This is a genomic window from Caballeronia mineralivorans PML1(12), from assembly GCF_001028175.1.
Taxonomy (GTDB): domain Bacteria; phylum Pseudomonadota; class Gammaproteobacteria; order Burkholderiales; family Burkholderiaceae; genus Caballeronia; species Caballeronia mineralivorans.
This window is the reverse complement of sequence record NZ_AEJF01000093.1, coordinates 48,778-62,743: the sequence shown is the minus strand read 5'-3', so window position 1 is coordinate 62,743 and position 13,966 is coordinate 48,778. Positions and strand designations below refer to the sequence as shown.

Here is a 13,966-nt window from a genome sequence, read left to right as displayed (position 1 = left end):
ATGAAAGCGGCAATCGCGAGGGTATCGGCCCCGCAATCACCCAGTCCACCGATGGCGCGGCCGAGTTCGCTGCTCAAGCGTTTTGCCACAACGGAAGAAGTGGCGAATAGGGTGGTGTATGTGTGTTCGGAAGCGGCGGCAGCAACGAATGGCGCGGCGCTGCGTGTGGATGGTGGGGTTGTGCGGGCGGCTTTTTTGGGCTCAGGCGCCGCGCACTATCAACGCAAAATCACACGCGCAAAACACGTCCGTCCGGTCCGATCAGCGGCGGCAGGCGCGGCGTTGGGTCTGTGGCTTTCGGCGCAGCTTTCGGGCGACCGGGATTCGACGGTGTTGTAGATAACGCCGGCGGCGCGACGTTGGTTTTATCGGCGACTTGCTTGACGACCGGACCGCTCTTGCGCTTCTTCTTCGCCTGCGCCGACAGCGTGGCGCGCGGTTTGACCTTCGCTTTATGCAGTTGCGATTCGGGCGGATTCCAGACTTCGACGTAATGCTCGGCGGCCACGGCGGCCAGCGAGCCAAAACCCATGAATCCCGCCAAAACCGCAAGCACGACGTTCGAAGAAAGTGTGGATAAAACAAGTCTCACAGCAAGTGCTCCAGATTGTTCAGTGTCCGCCAGCGCGCGAAAGTATAGCGTCCAGCGAGCGCTGCGATGTGTCGAGTTCAAGCAACGCGCTATCCAGCCGTTGTAGTGCCAGCGCGACGGCGCGGCCGTCCGCGTCAAGTTCCGGTTCGCTGCGCGTGGCCTCAAATGCGGCCGATACCGCGCGGGTTGCCTGCACGTATCGCGCGAGTGCGGCGGCTTCAGCAGAAGAATGACTGTTCATGTTTCGTGTCCATGCAAAAGCACTCACCTGTATGAATATACAGTAATGCCACGCGAGGGAAAAGCATTCGTGCGGCAATGCCAAGTGTGCACGTAAACCCGTCTGGTTTTAAGTTGGGCTTAATTGTCAGAGGGCACATTACAAACGCGAGCTTTTATCGCCGCCACCGTTGGCGGCTCTTAATCAAGGCTTTCACCGCGAGGACACGTCATGGCCGCCAGCGCATCATTTCAGAACATCAAGTCCACGATGAAAACCGAGCACGCCCTGCCGCTGCATGAATGCCGGCTTTCCGAAACAGTCGAACGGCCGTGGGGCAAGCCGTATCGAATGGTTGAATGGGCGCGCAAAAGCGATCCGTGCAGCCAACTGAGCGTCGTGCCGGCAGAGTTCACCACGTCCGAAATCGCGGAAGTGTTGCGCGCTCACGTGTCGGGCCGGCGCTACGGTCCCACGGATATCGATGGTAGCGTCTGAAGCGCGGCGCCTGCCGAGCGCCGTCGTAATATCCGCAGCCGGCGCTTTTTAGCGCCACTGAACCACGGACGCACTCCCAGTCTCAGTTAAAACTTGATATAGTCCACAAATGGACTAATATACGAATCAAGTTCCTAACGAGACTTTTTTATGCAACGCGCCCAACGCGTCCCGCGTTCCGTTCCTTCGCCACAGCCTTCGGTCGCTGACATGTCCGCGGCCGGCTTGCGGGCGTTTTTTAATATCGCGCGCGACTGGGCTCTCTCAGCCGATGAGCAGATCGTCCTGCTCGGTTCTCCCGGCCGCTCCACCTTCTTCAAATGGAAAGCTGCGCCGCAAACGGCGCGTCTCGGCCGCGACACGCTCGAGCGCCTTTCGCTGATTCTCGGCATCTATAAGGCCTTGCAGATCCTGTTGCCGCAAGCTGAAGCCGCGGACGGCTGGATCAAGCGTGCGAATGCCGCGCCGCCATTCGGCGGGCGGCGCGCGCTCGACCGCATGCTTGCGGGCAACGTGAGCGATCTGGTGGCGGTTCGTCAATATCTCGATGCGATGCGAGGCGGTTGGGCGTGAGCGACTTATCCAATCTGCCGCAAGCTGAAAACGACTGGCACGCTGTCTGGCCGCACACCGAGCTCAACTGGGCGCCGGCTTATCGTGTGATTCCCACGCGTTTCCCCGCTGTCAATCTCTTCGATCGGGTTGCGTCGCCGCAGGATTTCGACGCCCTTTACGCGCTCGAGGCCATGACCAACGACCGCTTGCGCACGGAAGTGGGCGAACTGGATCTGGTGCCGGTTGCCGAGCGCCAGTTCGGCGCGGGTTATGGCCCGATCATGGCGGCCTTCACGCATTTGAATCCGAACGGCAGCCGTTTCTCCGATGGCACCTACGGTGTGTTTTATTGCGCGCGAGAAAGGCGAACGGCTATCGAGGAAACGCGCTATCACTCGGCGCTGTTTCTCGCGGACACGAAGCAAGCGCCGTTGCGCCAGCAGATGCGGCTTTATACGGTGTCGGCGCAAGGCGACGTTGTCGATCTATGCAATGGCCGGCTGGAACAAGCTGCGCTCGACCCGGCGATTCTTTCGCCCTCCAGTTATGTCGCGGGCCAGGCATTGGGACGTGAGGCGCGGGAAGCGGGCGCACCGGGAATCGCGTATCCGTCGGTGCGGGATCGCGGAGGTGAATGCCTCGCCGCTTTCCGCACCACCCTGCTGCGCGATTGTCATCACGCCGCGTATCTGGAATACGAGTGGAACGGCGAGACGGTGATCAACGTCTTTGAGATGAGCAAAGTCGGATGAAGCGTTCCGTTCCCACTCGGGGGGTGAAAAAACCGCTATGGTAGGGCCAACTCCCGCGCCCCCTCAGCACTCGCCCAGCCCTGTTTCACCGACCAGCGCTGCTCAGTACCCGCCTCCACGATAGTCAACCGTCCATCGTCGGTATACGCCCCGGTATCAATAAAAATCTGCGACCCGATCTGCTTGATCGCCTTCATGGGCGTGTGCCCGCAATACGTCGGCGATAACCCCCGCTGCCACGCAGGCTTACCCGTCCCCAGCGCAAGCGAACGCCCCCACAGCATCTGCTGCCGGACATCGTCGGGGAAATACGCCACCTCCAGATCGGCGTCACTGCCGAAAAACTCCGCGTGCAGCACGTTGAAACGCGTCGGGCCATCGCCAACAATCCGCACCAACGGAACACTCGCCAGCTTCGCGGCAATCACCTTGAGTTGCTCGTTCGTGAGGTTCGCCGCCCACGCACCGCCGATCGAATACCACATGTGGCGCTGCATCCTGCCGGCCGCAACCGCACACAGCGCATCTTCGTGATTGCCAAGCACGGGGTAGAACCAGGGTTTATCCAGCAGATCAATGGCCGCGAGCGAATCGCTGCCGCGATCGACGAGATCGCCCACGGAAAACAGCCGATCACGTGAGCCGTCGAAACCGATTTCGCTAAGCAGATAACGCAGGGCGTCGACGCAGCCGTGCAAATCGCCAACCACAAGGTCGCGGCCAATTTTGTTCGCCGGATGCCAGCAAACGACAGGATAGGTAGAAGCAGTCATGGCAGTAATTTTAATCTTACAAAACGCGCAGTTATGCGCGCCAACTCGCTTACCAACGAGTTTATCCCTCCACATTCTGAAATGGCCATCGCCGATGCGCAATGCGATCGAAATTCCACGGCAATAATTGCCGCGGAATCTCGATCAAAGCGTACCTATTGCGGCGTCGAACGCAGTTTGGCGACCTGATCGGCGGATGTCGTCGATTGCGGATTGCCAAATGTCTTCGTCACGTAATTGCTGATGGCGGCAATCTGCTCATCGCTGAGCTCGCTCCCGAAAGCCGGCATGAAAGCCGTCGAGTTTTTCGTCTCGCGGTTCACGCCGTGCAGCATGACCATCGTCAGATTATTCGCCGCCGATGCCCCCACCACGCTGTTATGAATCAGCGACGGATACGCGCCCGCCGCGTTGCCGCCCCGGCCTTCGCCGGTCCAGCTATGACACGTCGCACAGTTCGCAATGAACAATTGCGCACCGCTCACGCCGCTGATCGACGTGCCGCGCATCGCAGTGACGTCCGCGTTGGTCGGCTTGCCGAAGGAATCGCGTGGACGGGTGTCGCCGCCGCTTTGCGCCGGCACCGAGCGCAAGTACACCACCATCGAACGCAGATCCTCAGGCGTCATATATTGCGTGCTGTTCTGGACCACATCCGCCATCGGACCGGCCGCATTCGCCCGGCCATGCGCGACGCCAGCGGCGAGATATTGCGTCAGCTCGTCGTCGGTCCATGCACCGACACCCGCGTTTTTGTCCGGCGTGATGTTGAACGCATGCCAGCCGGACAACTCGGCGCCGCTGAAACGTTCACTCGTTTTCAGACCTTGCGTGAAATTGCGCGGCGTATGGCATTCCTCGCAATGCGCGAGACCGCCAACCAGATAAGCACCGCGATTCCATTCCGCGCTCTGCTGCGGATCGGGGACAAAACGGCCTTCCTTGAAATTGAACATGTTCCAGAACACCATCAGCCAGCGCTGGTTGAACGGAAACGACAGCTCGTTGCGTGGCGGTGCGTAGTGGATCGGCGCGAGCGTATTCAGATAAGCGCGGATCGCGAGGACGTCCGAGTCCGTGACCTTTGTGTATTCGGCATACGGGAACGCCGGATACAAGCGCTCACCGCTCTTGCCAATACCTTCGTGCATCGCGCGCAGGAAATCCGCGTCGGTCCAGCGGCCGATGCCGGTATCCGGATCGCTCGTGATATTGGGCGTATAGATAGTCCCGAATGGCGTGTTGATCGGCAGACCGCCCGCGAACGGACGGCCCTTGTCGGCGGTATGGCACGCCACGCAATCGCCTGCCCGCGCGAGGTACTCACCTCGTTTGATCAGCGCCGCGCCGGCCTGCGTATCGCGTTGCACGACCGCGGGTTCAGCTGCGCCGTTCTGCGCCTGCGCCGATTGAATCAGCGTGTGGAAACTCACACCGGCTACGGCAAGCGCAAGCACGGCGAGCGCGCCGCCGAGGCGCTTGTTGAATGTCTTCGCGTCGCGAGGTTGGTGGTTCTTCATCGTGGATCTCCGTCGGCGCACAATCAAAGTTCTTTCTTCAGTTTGTCGGCGAGACGCAGCGACAACGCGGACAGCGTCAGCGTGCAATTCACCGATGCCGCCGTCGGCATCACCGCACTTCCGGCAATGAAGAGATTCGAGTGGTCGTGCGCGCGGCATTCGGAATCCACGACGGAATCCTTCGGGTCGGCGCCCATGATGGTCGTACCCATGATGTGGTTGTTCGGGGCGAATTTATCGTCGAAGGTAATCTCCGTGCCGCCGAACAATTCCGCGATCCGCGCATAGTGCGCACGCGTATCCACCGCGCTTTTCTTCACGTAGTCGTTGATCGAGTAATAGATCTCTGGCTGCGGAATGCCGAGCGAATCCTTATGATCCGACGAGGGCACCACGCGGTTCTGCGGCTCCGCCAGATGCTCGTGGAAGCTGTCGATGTTCATGGTGCGCGCGGCGCGGTCGCGGATCTGCCGGTCGAGCTCCGCCCCGGTCAAACCCTTCGCGATCAGGTCCGCGGTCACCGACATGGTGGGCACGCCGTTCGACAAATGCAGCTTCTTCGCCGCGTAATCGGAGCGGAAGGCACCATCGCGGAAATTGACGATGGAGGTCATTTCCATCGGCCCGCGGCCCGGCCACACGGGCTCGTTAGCGAGGAAGGTCACGCCTGTGCCGGGGTGGTCCATCAGGTTGCGGCCGACTTGATCCGAACTATTGCCAATGCCGTTCTTGAACTTGTCCGACACCGACTGCAACATCAGCTTCGGCGTTTCGATACCGTTAGCCGCGAGCACAAAGAGCTTGCCCGTAACACGCGTGCTGTTGCCGTTCGGGTCTTTGTAATGGACAGCGGTGATCAAGCCTTTGTCGTCGCTTTCGATCTTGTAGACGACCGCTTGCGCGATCAGCTTCGCGCCCGCGCGCTCCGCTTTCTCTGCGTGCGTAACGCCGTTGTACATGGCGGCGATCGGACAGATCGGCATGCAGTTGTTATTGCCGCAGCAAGTCGGGCGGGCATCGTAGGGGCGGCTGTTACGCGCGACCGGTTCCGGCACGACGTGGAATGACTGGGCGTTGAGGACATCGGAGAAACGCTGGTCCATGTAGGACAACGGCAGCATGTCCATGGGATACGGTTTGGAACGCGGCGAACCGAGATCCACGTTGTTCCTCGGGCCCGACACACCAAGCTGCACTTCGGCAGCGAAGTACCAGGGCTCGAGGGTCTCGTAAGGGATCGGCCAGTCGCGGCCCACGCCGTAGAGCGTCCTCAGCTTGAAATCGGCGGGCAGCAAACGCCATGCGGCGGCGGCCCAGTGCCACGTCGTTCCGCCCACGAGCCGCAAGTATTGCGACGCGTACGGATACTCGCCCTTCTGGATCAGATAGTGGTTCTCGGGTGAATACTGTGGATGCGGCGCGTAGGGCGTGGACGGATACGGTGTAGCGAAATCGCCTTTCGCCGGCGAGTTACGAAAGTTCTCGACGATCTGCCAGCGCGGAATACGCGGCCCGGCTTCGAGCAGGATCACGGATGCGCCCGCGCTCGCGAGCTGATGCGCGACGAGACCGCCCGCAACCCCCGATCCGACGACCACCACATCGGCCGAATTCGAATTTGCCATTTGTTGTTGTCCTGTGAGGGTAGGTTTTTATCTGCTTCGGTCGCGCTGTCGAGCGGCGCGCCGGCTTGGTGCTTTTCTTGATGCGTTCTTTGATACGTTCGTTCAGGCCGCGCCGGGCGGCTTTTGCGTCCAGTAGAACGGCACGTCGCGGCAATACGATGGAATGGTCAGCACGTCGTTGACGGGATCGAACATCAGCGCCCGCTCGTAGGCGACCACGCTTATGCGCGGTGCATCGCCGACAAGACCGAGGTACCACGCCCGCATGACGGCGGTGACGGTGCCGGCAAGCTTGGGCGTGTCGGCCTTGAGCGCCTCGGTCACCGTGTCCGACGGCACGCCGCCATGCGCCGCGAGCCAGGTATTCAGTGCGCTCACGTTGGCGACAAACTCGCTGTCCGACTTCGATAACGCGTCATACACACGCTGCGCCAGCACGGGGTCGAAGTTCGTGCGGCCGGTGAGTTTGCGTGACAGCAGGAGGAAACCGTCGAGACCGGCAGGTGGGGTATCGGCGAAAGCCTGGGTGAACAATGAAGGGAAACCGAACCCCGCCGAAGCAAACGCAAGCGCGACTGCGGATGCGCAAGCGCCGAGAACAAAACGCCGGCGTGTGGCCGAGTGTGCGCGCGCTATGGGGTGTTCAAATGGTGTCATGGTGTGAGGTCCCAATTCGCGTTTCTCAGAGAGTCGATGATCGATTGCACGTTCCGATATCGCCCGAATAATTTCAAGGCGCGCCAAGCGGCGGCCGAAGTTTTGCACGATGAACCCGATAAAGACCCAAGCCCGAGCGCACTGGAAATTGAAAGGTGCACGGGCAATAATCGCGGCACTTGTGGGCGCCGGTATTCTGCGATTGGCCTGCACGATACCGCGCCGTGCCAGCTTACCGTCATAACCCGAGCGCTATAAAAAATGAATCTCGTTCCCCAAGTACTTCGTTATCGCCCGCGGGCAGTGATTGCCCTCGTGATTGGTGTGTTCGTGGCGCTTTTGGTTCCACATGGTTTCACGCCGATCGTGCGCGGGCTCATCGGATGGGACAGTACCGTATGGCTGTATCTTGTGCTTATCTGGATCCGAATGGCGAATGCACAGCAGGACAAAGTGCAGGAACTCGCCGAGCGCGAAGACGAGAACGCGGGCATGGTGTTGCTCATCATCAGCCTGGCCGCCGTAGCGAGTCTTATCGCGATCGTGTTCGAGCTGGCCGCGGCAAAGAACCTGGGCTTGCGCGGCGCGCTGTTCCACTATCTGCTGACCGGATTCACGATGCTGGGTGCGTGGTTCCTCATCCCGACCATCTTCACGCTTCACTACGCACGACACTACTATCAGTCTGAGGGAAACGAGACCTCACTGAAGTTTCCCGATGCCCACCTCAAGCCGGACTACTGGGACTTCCTGTATTTCTCATTCACGATCGCGGTGGCATCGCAGACTTCGGATGTCGTGCTCTGCTCCAACGAAGTCCGGCGAGCGGCGCTGGCGCAATCCATTTTGTCGTTCTTCTTTAATGCCGCGGTAATCGGTTTATGTGTCAACACGGCTGCGAGTTTGCTTGGGCCTTGAATCGCGCTTAGAGCAAATTTTGCCGCCATCCGTCATTCGATTCGGGCGTAATTGCCATATCTAATAAATTAGTCTGGATGGCTGACAATTCCTGGCGCTTGGTCTGCTAGCGCACAGACAGACCGGAATTTCATATAACGATTCCAGGCCACGCCATGTAAAAACGCCGCGTCCGACGCGTGCTTTTTTACATGCCTCCATTTGCCCGCTGAGCGTCCAGCTCAGCGTGTCTCAAACGACTATTGCTTCTTCCGGATTCAGCAGAATCATAAGAACTTGGCACACGCCTTGCTCTGGCTATCCGGCACCCCCTCTTCCCCCCGATAAAAGCACCGGACGCATGCGGCCGCCGACCCTTCCGGCCGAGCGCATTCCCATCGCTTTTCATCCATCAAACGCCAGGAGTCCGCTTTGTCCTTGAACGTCTTGCTTGTCGCTTCAGAGGCCGTGCCGCTTGCCAAAACCGGCGGACTGGGTGACATGGTCAGCGCATACGCCGCTGCGTTGCGTGAGGCCGGAGTGGACGCCGCGATCCTCATTCCGGCCTATCCGAAAGCGTTGCAGACGATCAATGAATTGCAAAAGGTGGCTTCCGTGACGGGGCTTCCCGGCGGTGATGGCGCGTTTTATCGCGGCCGCATGCCGGATACCGGTGTGCCCGTGATCCTGCTGCGCATGGATCATTTATACGCACGCGAAGGCCTCTATCAGGATGCAAAAGGACGCGACTACGAAGACAACGCCATTCGTTTCGCATCGTTATCGGCGGCGGCAGTGAAGATCGCCGAAGGCATTCGAGGAGTCAAGAAGCCGGACATCGTGCACGCACACGACTGGCATTCCGGTCTCACGCCGCTGCTCATGAAGGAAGCCGGCGTGCACGCAAAAAGTGTATTCACGATCCACAATCTGGCGTTCCAGGGCAACTATTCGCTCTCGCTTGGTGCAGCGCTCGGCGTGCCCGAAAAATGGCTCGCGCCCGCGCTGACGGAACCGCAGAGCATCGAATTTTATGGTGCATTGAGTCTGATGAAAGCCGGCATTGTGCATGCCGACCACGTCGCCACCGTCAGTGAAACGTATGCCCGCGAAATCCTCACCCCGCGCTTCGGCCACTTGATGGAAGGTGTGCTGCAAAGTTGTGCCGGCAAGCTGTCGGGCATCATCAACGGCATCGATGTGGAGACCTGGGACCCGAAATCCGATACGCAGGTTGCCCGCAATTATTGTTTCGACGATATGCGCGGCAAACACGCCTGCAAGCGCGAACTGCAGCAGATGTTCGGCCTTCCCACCGATCCCTTCGCGCCGGTGATCGCGCTCGGCAGCCGGATGACATCGCAGAAAATGGCCGATGTCGCCGTGGAAGCCATTCCCGCGCTGCTGGAACAGCATCCGCGTTTGCAGATCGCCGTGCTCGGCAAGGGCGAAGCGCATATCGAAACCGCGTTTCGGCGCCTCGCGCGGACATGGCCCGATCGTGTCGGTGTCTATATAGGTTTTGACGAGCGCCGCGCGCATGTGCTGCATGCCGGTGCTGACATTCTCCTGCACGGCAGCCGGTTCGAGCCCTGCGGCCTCACGCAGATCTACGCGATGCGCTATGGCACCTTGCCCGTGGCGTCGCGCGTGGGCGGGCTGGCGGATACGATCGTGGATGCGGCCGAGGCATCGGGGCATCGGGCAGGTTTCCAAACATCCCCGCTCGGCGGCTTCGAGGGCGCAACGTCCTTTCGCCCGGCCACGGGTTTTCTCTTCGACGGCGACCGTCCGCAGGACGTGATCGCCGCCGCCACGCGCGCCATCGACGTCTTCATGCGTCCGCAGCAATGGCGCACGCTCCAACGCAACGCGATGGCACGCGATTACGGCTGGAACCATGCGGTAGCGAAATATGTCCAGCTATACGCGGGTCTCACCGATGCACGTCCCGCGAAAGCGCCGTTGCGCACTCGCCGTGTGCCGGTCAAGGTTCGGGCGGTGCCGGCCGTCACGGTAGCCGAGGCCGAGCGTCGCGAAGCGGAGCAGGCGCAATTCGTCGCACGCAGCGCCTGACGTTCCACGCTACGCCGTTCGATGGTACGGTTACACGGTTGGCCGCTCGTGGCGTTTTGGATTGCAATGCACCACGAGCGAATGTCGTCTGACCTGAACCGCATGCCGGTCGCGAACACTTGGGCAAGCTCAGGCTCCGACACACGCCGGGAAACACGGCGAGGCCGCGGCACGCTACGTGCTGTGTCCCCTCTGCGACCCTGGCGCCGCACCGAACGGCGTATTGTCAGATGACGATACGCGCCGCACTCGTCACCCCGGAATTGGTGCTTTGAAGACTGTCTGAGGCTCGTCTGCCGTTGCCGTTCTTGCGGTTGGTTTATTGCCTGGTTGAGCGCGATCGCGTTTTCCCGCATCCACGCCATAGCAGGACGAACTGGAAAAGACGACCGATGGAACACCATCAAATGCTTCAAGCGTATGCGCCCAGAATCTATTTCATCGACCCGCTTCTCGTCGGACCATTGCCCGAGTGGTCCGCGCAATTCGAACATGCCGCCGCGCTGGGCTTCGATCACGTCCTGATCGGCGCACCGTTCCAGCCGGGCAGCAACGGCCATCGGCAGGCGGTGGCCGATCATCACAAACTTCATGCTGTCTTCGAATCCGACGCGCCCGCGAGCGACGGTTTGCGTCTGCTTGCCAGTCAGGCGAGCAAGCACGGCCTGACCTTGCTGGTGGATATCACCCTCGATCAGGTCAGCGCCGAGGGGGGGTTGTTCCGGGACAACCGTCACTGGTTCCATCCGTTCGAAGCGGCTGAAGCCCGGCTCGATCCGCGTCACGCGCCGCACGAGGAAAGCGCGGCGCATGCCAATTTCGGCGATGGCGAAGCGGCCCAGGCGCTCACCGAATGGTGGGCACGCGAGTTGATGCTGCTCGCCGACACCGGTATTGGCGGCTTTCGCTTCGAGGCGCCGCACAAGGTACCGGCGCATGTGTGGCGGCGGCTTGGCGCGGCGGTTCGCGAACGTCATCCGCAAACGAAATGGCTCGCGTGGACGGTGGGCATCAGCCGCCAGGATCTCGCCGGCCTTGCCGATGCCGGATTCGACTCGGTGTTTTCATCGTCGAGATGGTGGGATTTCCAGAGCAACTGGCTCTTCGACGAACACGCTGCGCTGTTTCGCATTGCGCCGCCCATTGCGTTTCCCGAGGAACCGTACGGCTCGCGCCTGCTGCACGATCTCCCCGATACCGGCGACTCCTCGCTGGTCGAACGCGCCTACCGGCGCGCGCTTTACACGGCGGCGGGCATAGGCACCGGCCTGCTTGTGCCCATGGGCTTCGAATACGGCGTCACGCAACCGCTCACCTACAACCACGGCAGCGCGGAAGAATTCCGGCGCGCCAAAGACGGGGCGCGTTTTAACGTATCGGCGGAAGTGGCCCATGCGAACGCCCTGCAACGCAACTCCGCCGCACTCGCGAGCACCGGCGAACTGCGCGCGCTGACCGGCGCGGGGACGCCTTACGCCGCCATCCTGCGCGGCAGCGGCCCGGATCTGCGGATCGCGGGCGAAGCGGCGCTGATCGTGCTGAACCCCGATCTCACCACGCCGGTTTACGTCGATACGCGTCATTTGCTGGACGGCGCGCCGGGTAACTTCACGCGGTTCCGGGCTATCGGCGAGGACACGTCGGAAACGCCGCTGCCGCTCGAACCCTTCCTGCTGCAGCCCGGCGAAGTGCACCTGCTGCGTGGTGTCGCCGAACCACCTGTCCTGCTGGCGCAACCGCAAGTCAAGCGCGGCTCCAAGGCCGCCGACAAGAAAATGGTGAACGAGGCATTGCTGGCGCCACGGGTGGCGATCGAAAGCGTGGCGCCTTCGGTCGATCACGGGCGCTTTCCGGCAAAGCGGATCGTCGGCGAAGCGGCTGACATCACGGCCGCGATTTTCTCGGAAGGCCACGACAAGATCGCGGCCGCCGTGCAATGGCGCGCCGCCGATGAAACCGACTGGCACGAAACGCAAATGGTGCCGGTCCTACCGCTCGGCAATGACCTGTGGACGACCCATATTCCGCTGGATCGCCTCGGCCGTCATGAATTCACGGTGATCGCGTGGCGCGACGACTTCGCTTCGCTGATCGATCACATGCAGAAGAAGCTGAAGGCCGACCAGACGGTCGAACTGGAACTCGAAGAAGCGCGGCATTTGTTCGCGTTGATCCTGGCCGAAGTGAAAACCACGGAAGGCGCCGAGACGGAGCCGCTGGAAGGCATCGTCAAGCAGTTCGCCAAAGCCGATGCAAGCACGCGGCTTGCCTTGACGCTCGCGCCGGAGACGGCGCTGGCGATCGAAGCGGCGCGGCACCGGCCGTTCCTGTCGCGCGATCCGGTGACGTATCGTATCGACGCCGAACGCGCCGCCGCGCGTTTCGCAAGCTGGTACGAAATCTTCCCGCGCTCCATGAGCGATGACGAAAATCGCCACGGCACCTTTGTCGATGTGATCGGCAAGATGCCGCGTATCCGCGAGATGGGTTTCGACGTGCTCTACTTCCCGCCGATCAGCCCGATCGGCATTGCCAACCGCAAGGGCAAGAACAACGCGCTGACAGCGTTACCCGGCGATGTAGGCAGCCCGTACGCCATCGGCGGCAAGGAAGGCGGCCATGACGCCGTGCATCCGGAACTGGGCAATCTCGATGATTTCAAGCAGATGCTGGACGCCGCTCGCGCTCACGGCCTGGAAATTGCGCTCGATTTCGCCGTGCAGTGTTCGCCGGACCATCCGTGGCTGAAGGAGCATCCCACGTGGTTCGCCTGGCGGCCGGACGGCACCTTGCGATACGCCGAGAACCCGCCGAAGAAGTATCAGGATATCGTGAACCCGGATTTTTACGCGCAAGATGCGAAGCCGGAACTCTGGCTGGCACTACGCGACGTGTTCCTGTTCTGGATCGCGGCGGGCGTGAAGATTTTCCGTGTCGACAACCCGCACACCAAACCTTTCCCGTTCTGGGAATGGGTGATCGCCGACGTGCGCGGGCGTCATCCCGACGCCATCTTCCTGGCCGAGGCATTCACGCGTCCGCGCGTGATGAACCGCCTCGCCAAGCTCGGTTTCTCGCAGTCGTACACGTACTTCACGTGGCGCGAGTCGAAGCGCGATTTCCTGGAGTACATGCACGACCTGACGCAAACCGACGCGAGGGATTATTTCCGCCCGAACTTCTTCGTCAATACGCCCGATATCAACCCGCGTTTCCTGCAACGCTCGGGGCGCGCCGGCTTCGTGATCCGCGCCGCGCTCGCCGCGACGCTTTCCGGTTTGTGGGGCGTGTACAGCGGTTTCGAGTTATGCGAAGCGGCCGCGCTGCCGAACAGCGAGGAATATCTCGACTCGGAGAAATATCAGATCCGCGCGTGGGACTGGAACCGGCCGGGGAATATCGTCGGGGAAATCACGGCGCTGAACCGGATCAGGAAAGCAAATCCGGCGCTCCATTCGCATCTCGGCGTCAACTTCCTTCCCGCTCACAACGACAACATCCTGTTCTTCGAGAAAGCGAATGCGGCGCGCGACAATGTCGTGCTGGTCGCGATCAATCTCGATCCGTTCAACGAACAAGGCGCGGACGTGGAACTGCCGTGGCAGACGTTGAATAATTGGGGCGTGCAGGAGTGGGACGCGCTGGCCGTGGAGGACCAGATGACCGGCGAGCGTTTCGAATGGCGCGGCAGACAGCAACACATCCGCCTCGATCCCAACACGCGGCCGTTCGCGATCTGGAGAATCGCGCCGACGTGGGGATTGCCGAGGGCGCAGACGGTCATCTGAAGGTCATCATCAC

The 13,966-nt window shown here is 61.1% G+C and carries 12 protein-coding genes and 1 pseudogene; 7 read left to right on the top strand and 6 right to left on the bottom strand.

Features of this window, described 5'->3' with window-relative positions; all coding sequences use genetic code 11:
• Positions 1 to 54 precede the first annotated feature (54 nt).
• Positions 55 to 195, top strand: a pseudogene (locus EOS_RS48100) (SDR family oxidoreductase); the annotation flags it as partial.
• A gap of 34 nt (positions 196 to 229) precedes the next feature.
• Here EOS_RS48100 and EOS_RS45945 read toward each other — a convergent pair.
• Complete coding sequence (locus EOS_RS45945; RefSeq protein WP_235442825.1) at positions 230 to 592, bottom strand: hypothetical protein; 363 nt, start codon at positions 590 to 592, stop codon at positions 230 to 232.
• 19 nt (positions 593 to 611) lie between these two features.
• Positions 612 to 833 carry a hypothetical protein gene (locus EOS_RS15255; RefSeq protein WP_047847496.1) on the bottom strand — a complete coding sequence of 74 codons (222 nt, stop codon included), beginning with the start codon at positions 831 to 833 and terminating at the stop codon, positions 612 to 614.
• Between the two features lie 210 nt (positions 834 to 1,043).
• Between EOS_RS15255 and EOS_RS15250 the strand changes: the two genes are divergently transcribed.
• The 3 genes from EOS_RS15250 to EOS_RS15240 all read left to right on the top strand — a co-directional run bounded on the left by EOS_RS15250 (position 1,044) and on the right by EOS_RS15240 (position 2,617).
• Positions 1,044 to 1,310 carry a DUF2866 domain-containing protein gene (locus tag EOS_RS15250; protein ID WP_047847495.1) on the top strand — a complete coding sequence of 89 codons (267 nt, stop codon included), beginning with the start codon at positions 1,044 to 1,046 and terminating at the stop codon, positions 1,308 to 1,310.
• A gap of 150 nt (positions 1,311 to 1,460) precedes the next feature.
• Positions 1,461 to 1,883 (top strand): MbcA/ParS/Xre antitoxin family protein, encoded by a 423-nt coding sequence (locus tag EOS_RS15245; protein WP_047847494.1) that lies wholly within the window; start codon positions 1,461 to 1,463, stop codon positions 1,881 to 1,883.
• A 14-nt stretch (positions 1,884 to 1,897) separates the two neighbouring features.
• Positions 1,898 to 2,617 (top strand): RES family NAD+ phosphorylase, encoded by a 720-nt coding sequence (locus EOS_RS15240; RefSeq protein ID WP_047847544.1) that lies wholly within the window; start codon positions 1,898 to 1,900, stop codon positions 2,615 to 2,617.
• Between the two features lie 35 nt (positions 2,618 to 2,652).
• Here EOS_RS15240 and EOS_RS15235 read toward each other — a convergent pair whose 3' ends face one another.
• From EOS_RS15235 to EOS_RS15220, 4 genes are all read right to left on the bottom strand, one after another.
• Positions 2,653 to 3,390 carry a metallophosphoesterase gene (locus tag EOS_RS15235; protein WP_053063887.1) on the bottom strand — a complete coding sequence of 246 codons (738 nt, stop codon included), beginning with the start codon at positions 3,388 to 3,390 and terminating at the stop codon, positions 2,653 to 2,655.
• A gap of 155 nt (positions 3,391 to 3,545) precedes the next feature.
• Positions 3,546 to 4,910 (bottom strand): cytochrome c, encoded by a 1,365-nt coding sequence (locus EOS_RS15230; protein WP_053063886.1) that lies wholly within the window; start codon positions 4,908 to 4,910, stop codon positions 3,546 to 3,548.
• Between the two features lie 23 nt (positions 4,911 to 4,933).
• Positions 4,934 to 6,535 carry a GMC family oxidoreductase gene (locus EOS_RS15225; RefSeq protein WP_047847493.1) on the bottom strand — a complete coding sequence of 534 codons (1,602 nt, stop codon included), beginning with the start codon at positions 6,533 to 6,535 and terminating at the stop codon, positions 4,934 to 4,936.
• 102 nt (positions 6,536 to 6,637) lie between these two features.
• Positions 6,638 to 7,192, bottom strand: coding sequence for a sugar dehydrogenase complex small subunit (locus EOS_RS15220; protein ID WP_047847492.1), 555 nt, complete (start codon positions 7,190 to 7,192; stop codon positions 6,638 to 6,640).
• Positions 7,193 to 7,453: 261 nt separating this feature from the next.
• Here EOS_RS15220 and EOS_RS15215 point away from each other — a divergent pair, with 261 nt between their 5' ends.
• The 3 genes from EOS_RS15215 (at position 7,454) to EOS_RS15205 (ending at position 13,953) form a co-directional block, all read left to right on the top strand.
• A complete protein-coding gene (locus EOS_RS15215) occupies positions 7,454 to 8,110 on the top strand; it encodes a DUF1345 domain-containing protein (protein ID WP_047847491.1) in 657 nt (218 codons plus the stop codon).
• A 411-nt stretch (positions 8,111 to 8,521) separates the two neighbouring features.
• Entirely contained in the window at positions 8,522 to 10,165 is a 1,644-nt protein-coding gene (glgA, locus tag EOS_RS15210; protein ID WP_047847490.1) for a glycogen synthase GlgA, read from the top strand.
• A gap of 392 nt (positions 10,166 to 10,557) precedes the next feature.
• On the top strand, positions 10,558 to 13,953 hold the full coding sequence (locus EOS_RS15205; RefSeq protein WP_047847489.1) for a maltotransferase domain-containing protein: 3,396 nt from the start codon (positions 10,558 to 10,560) through the stop codon (positions 13,951 to 13,953).
• The last annotated feature ends 13 nt before the right edge of the window (positions 13,954 to 13,966 follow it).

What these genes read in the sequence shown, in the direction of transcription:
- EOS_RS15255 (WP_047847496.1), bottom strand. Translation starts at nt 833, where the DNA reads ATGAACAGTCATTCTTCTGCTGAAGCCGCCGCACTCGCGCGATACGTG.
- EOS_RS15220 (WP_047847492.1), bottom strand. Translation starts at nt 7,192, where the DNA reads ATGACACCATTTGAACACCCCATAGCGCGCGCACACTCGGCCACACGC.
- EOS_RS15205 (WP_047847489.1), top strand. Translation starts at nt 10,558, where the DNA reads ATGGAACACCATCAAATGCTTCAAGCGTATGCGCCCAGAATCTATTTC.
- EOS_RS15230 (WP_053063886.1), bottom strand. Translation starts at nt 4,910, where the DNA reads ATGAAGAACCACCAACCTCGCGACGCGAAGACATTCAACAAGCGCCTC.
- EOS_RS15250 (WP_047847495.1), top strand. Translation starts at nt 1,044, where the DNA reads ATGGCCGCCAGCGCATCATTTCAGAACATCAAGTCCACGATGAAAACC.
- EOS_RS15225 (WP_047847493.1), bottom strand. Translation starts at nt 6,535, where the DNA reads ATGGCAAATTCGAATTCGGCCGATGTGGTGGTCGTCGGATCGGGGGTT.
- EOS_RS15215 (WP_047847491.1), top strand. Translation starts at nt 7,454, where the DNA reads ATGAATCTCGTTCCCCAAGTACTTCGTTATCGCCCGCGGGCAGTGATT.
- EOS_RS15245 (WP_047847494.1), top strand. Translation starts at nt 1,461, where the DNA reads ATGCAACGCGCCCAACGCGTCCCGCGTTCCGTTCCTTCGCCACAGCCT.
- EOS_RS15235 (WP_053063887.1), bottom strand. Translation starts at nt 3,390, where the DNA reads ATGACTGCTTCTACCTATCCTGTCGTTTGCTGGCATCCGGCGAACAAA.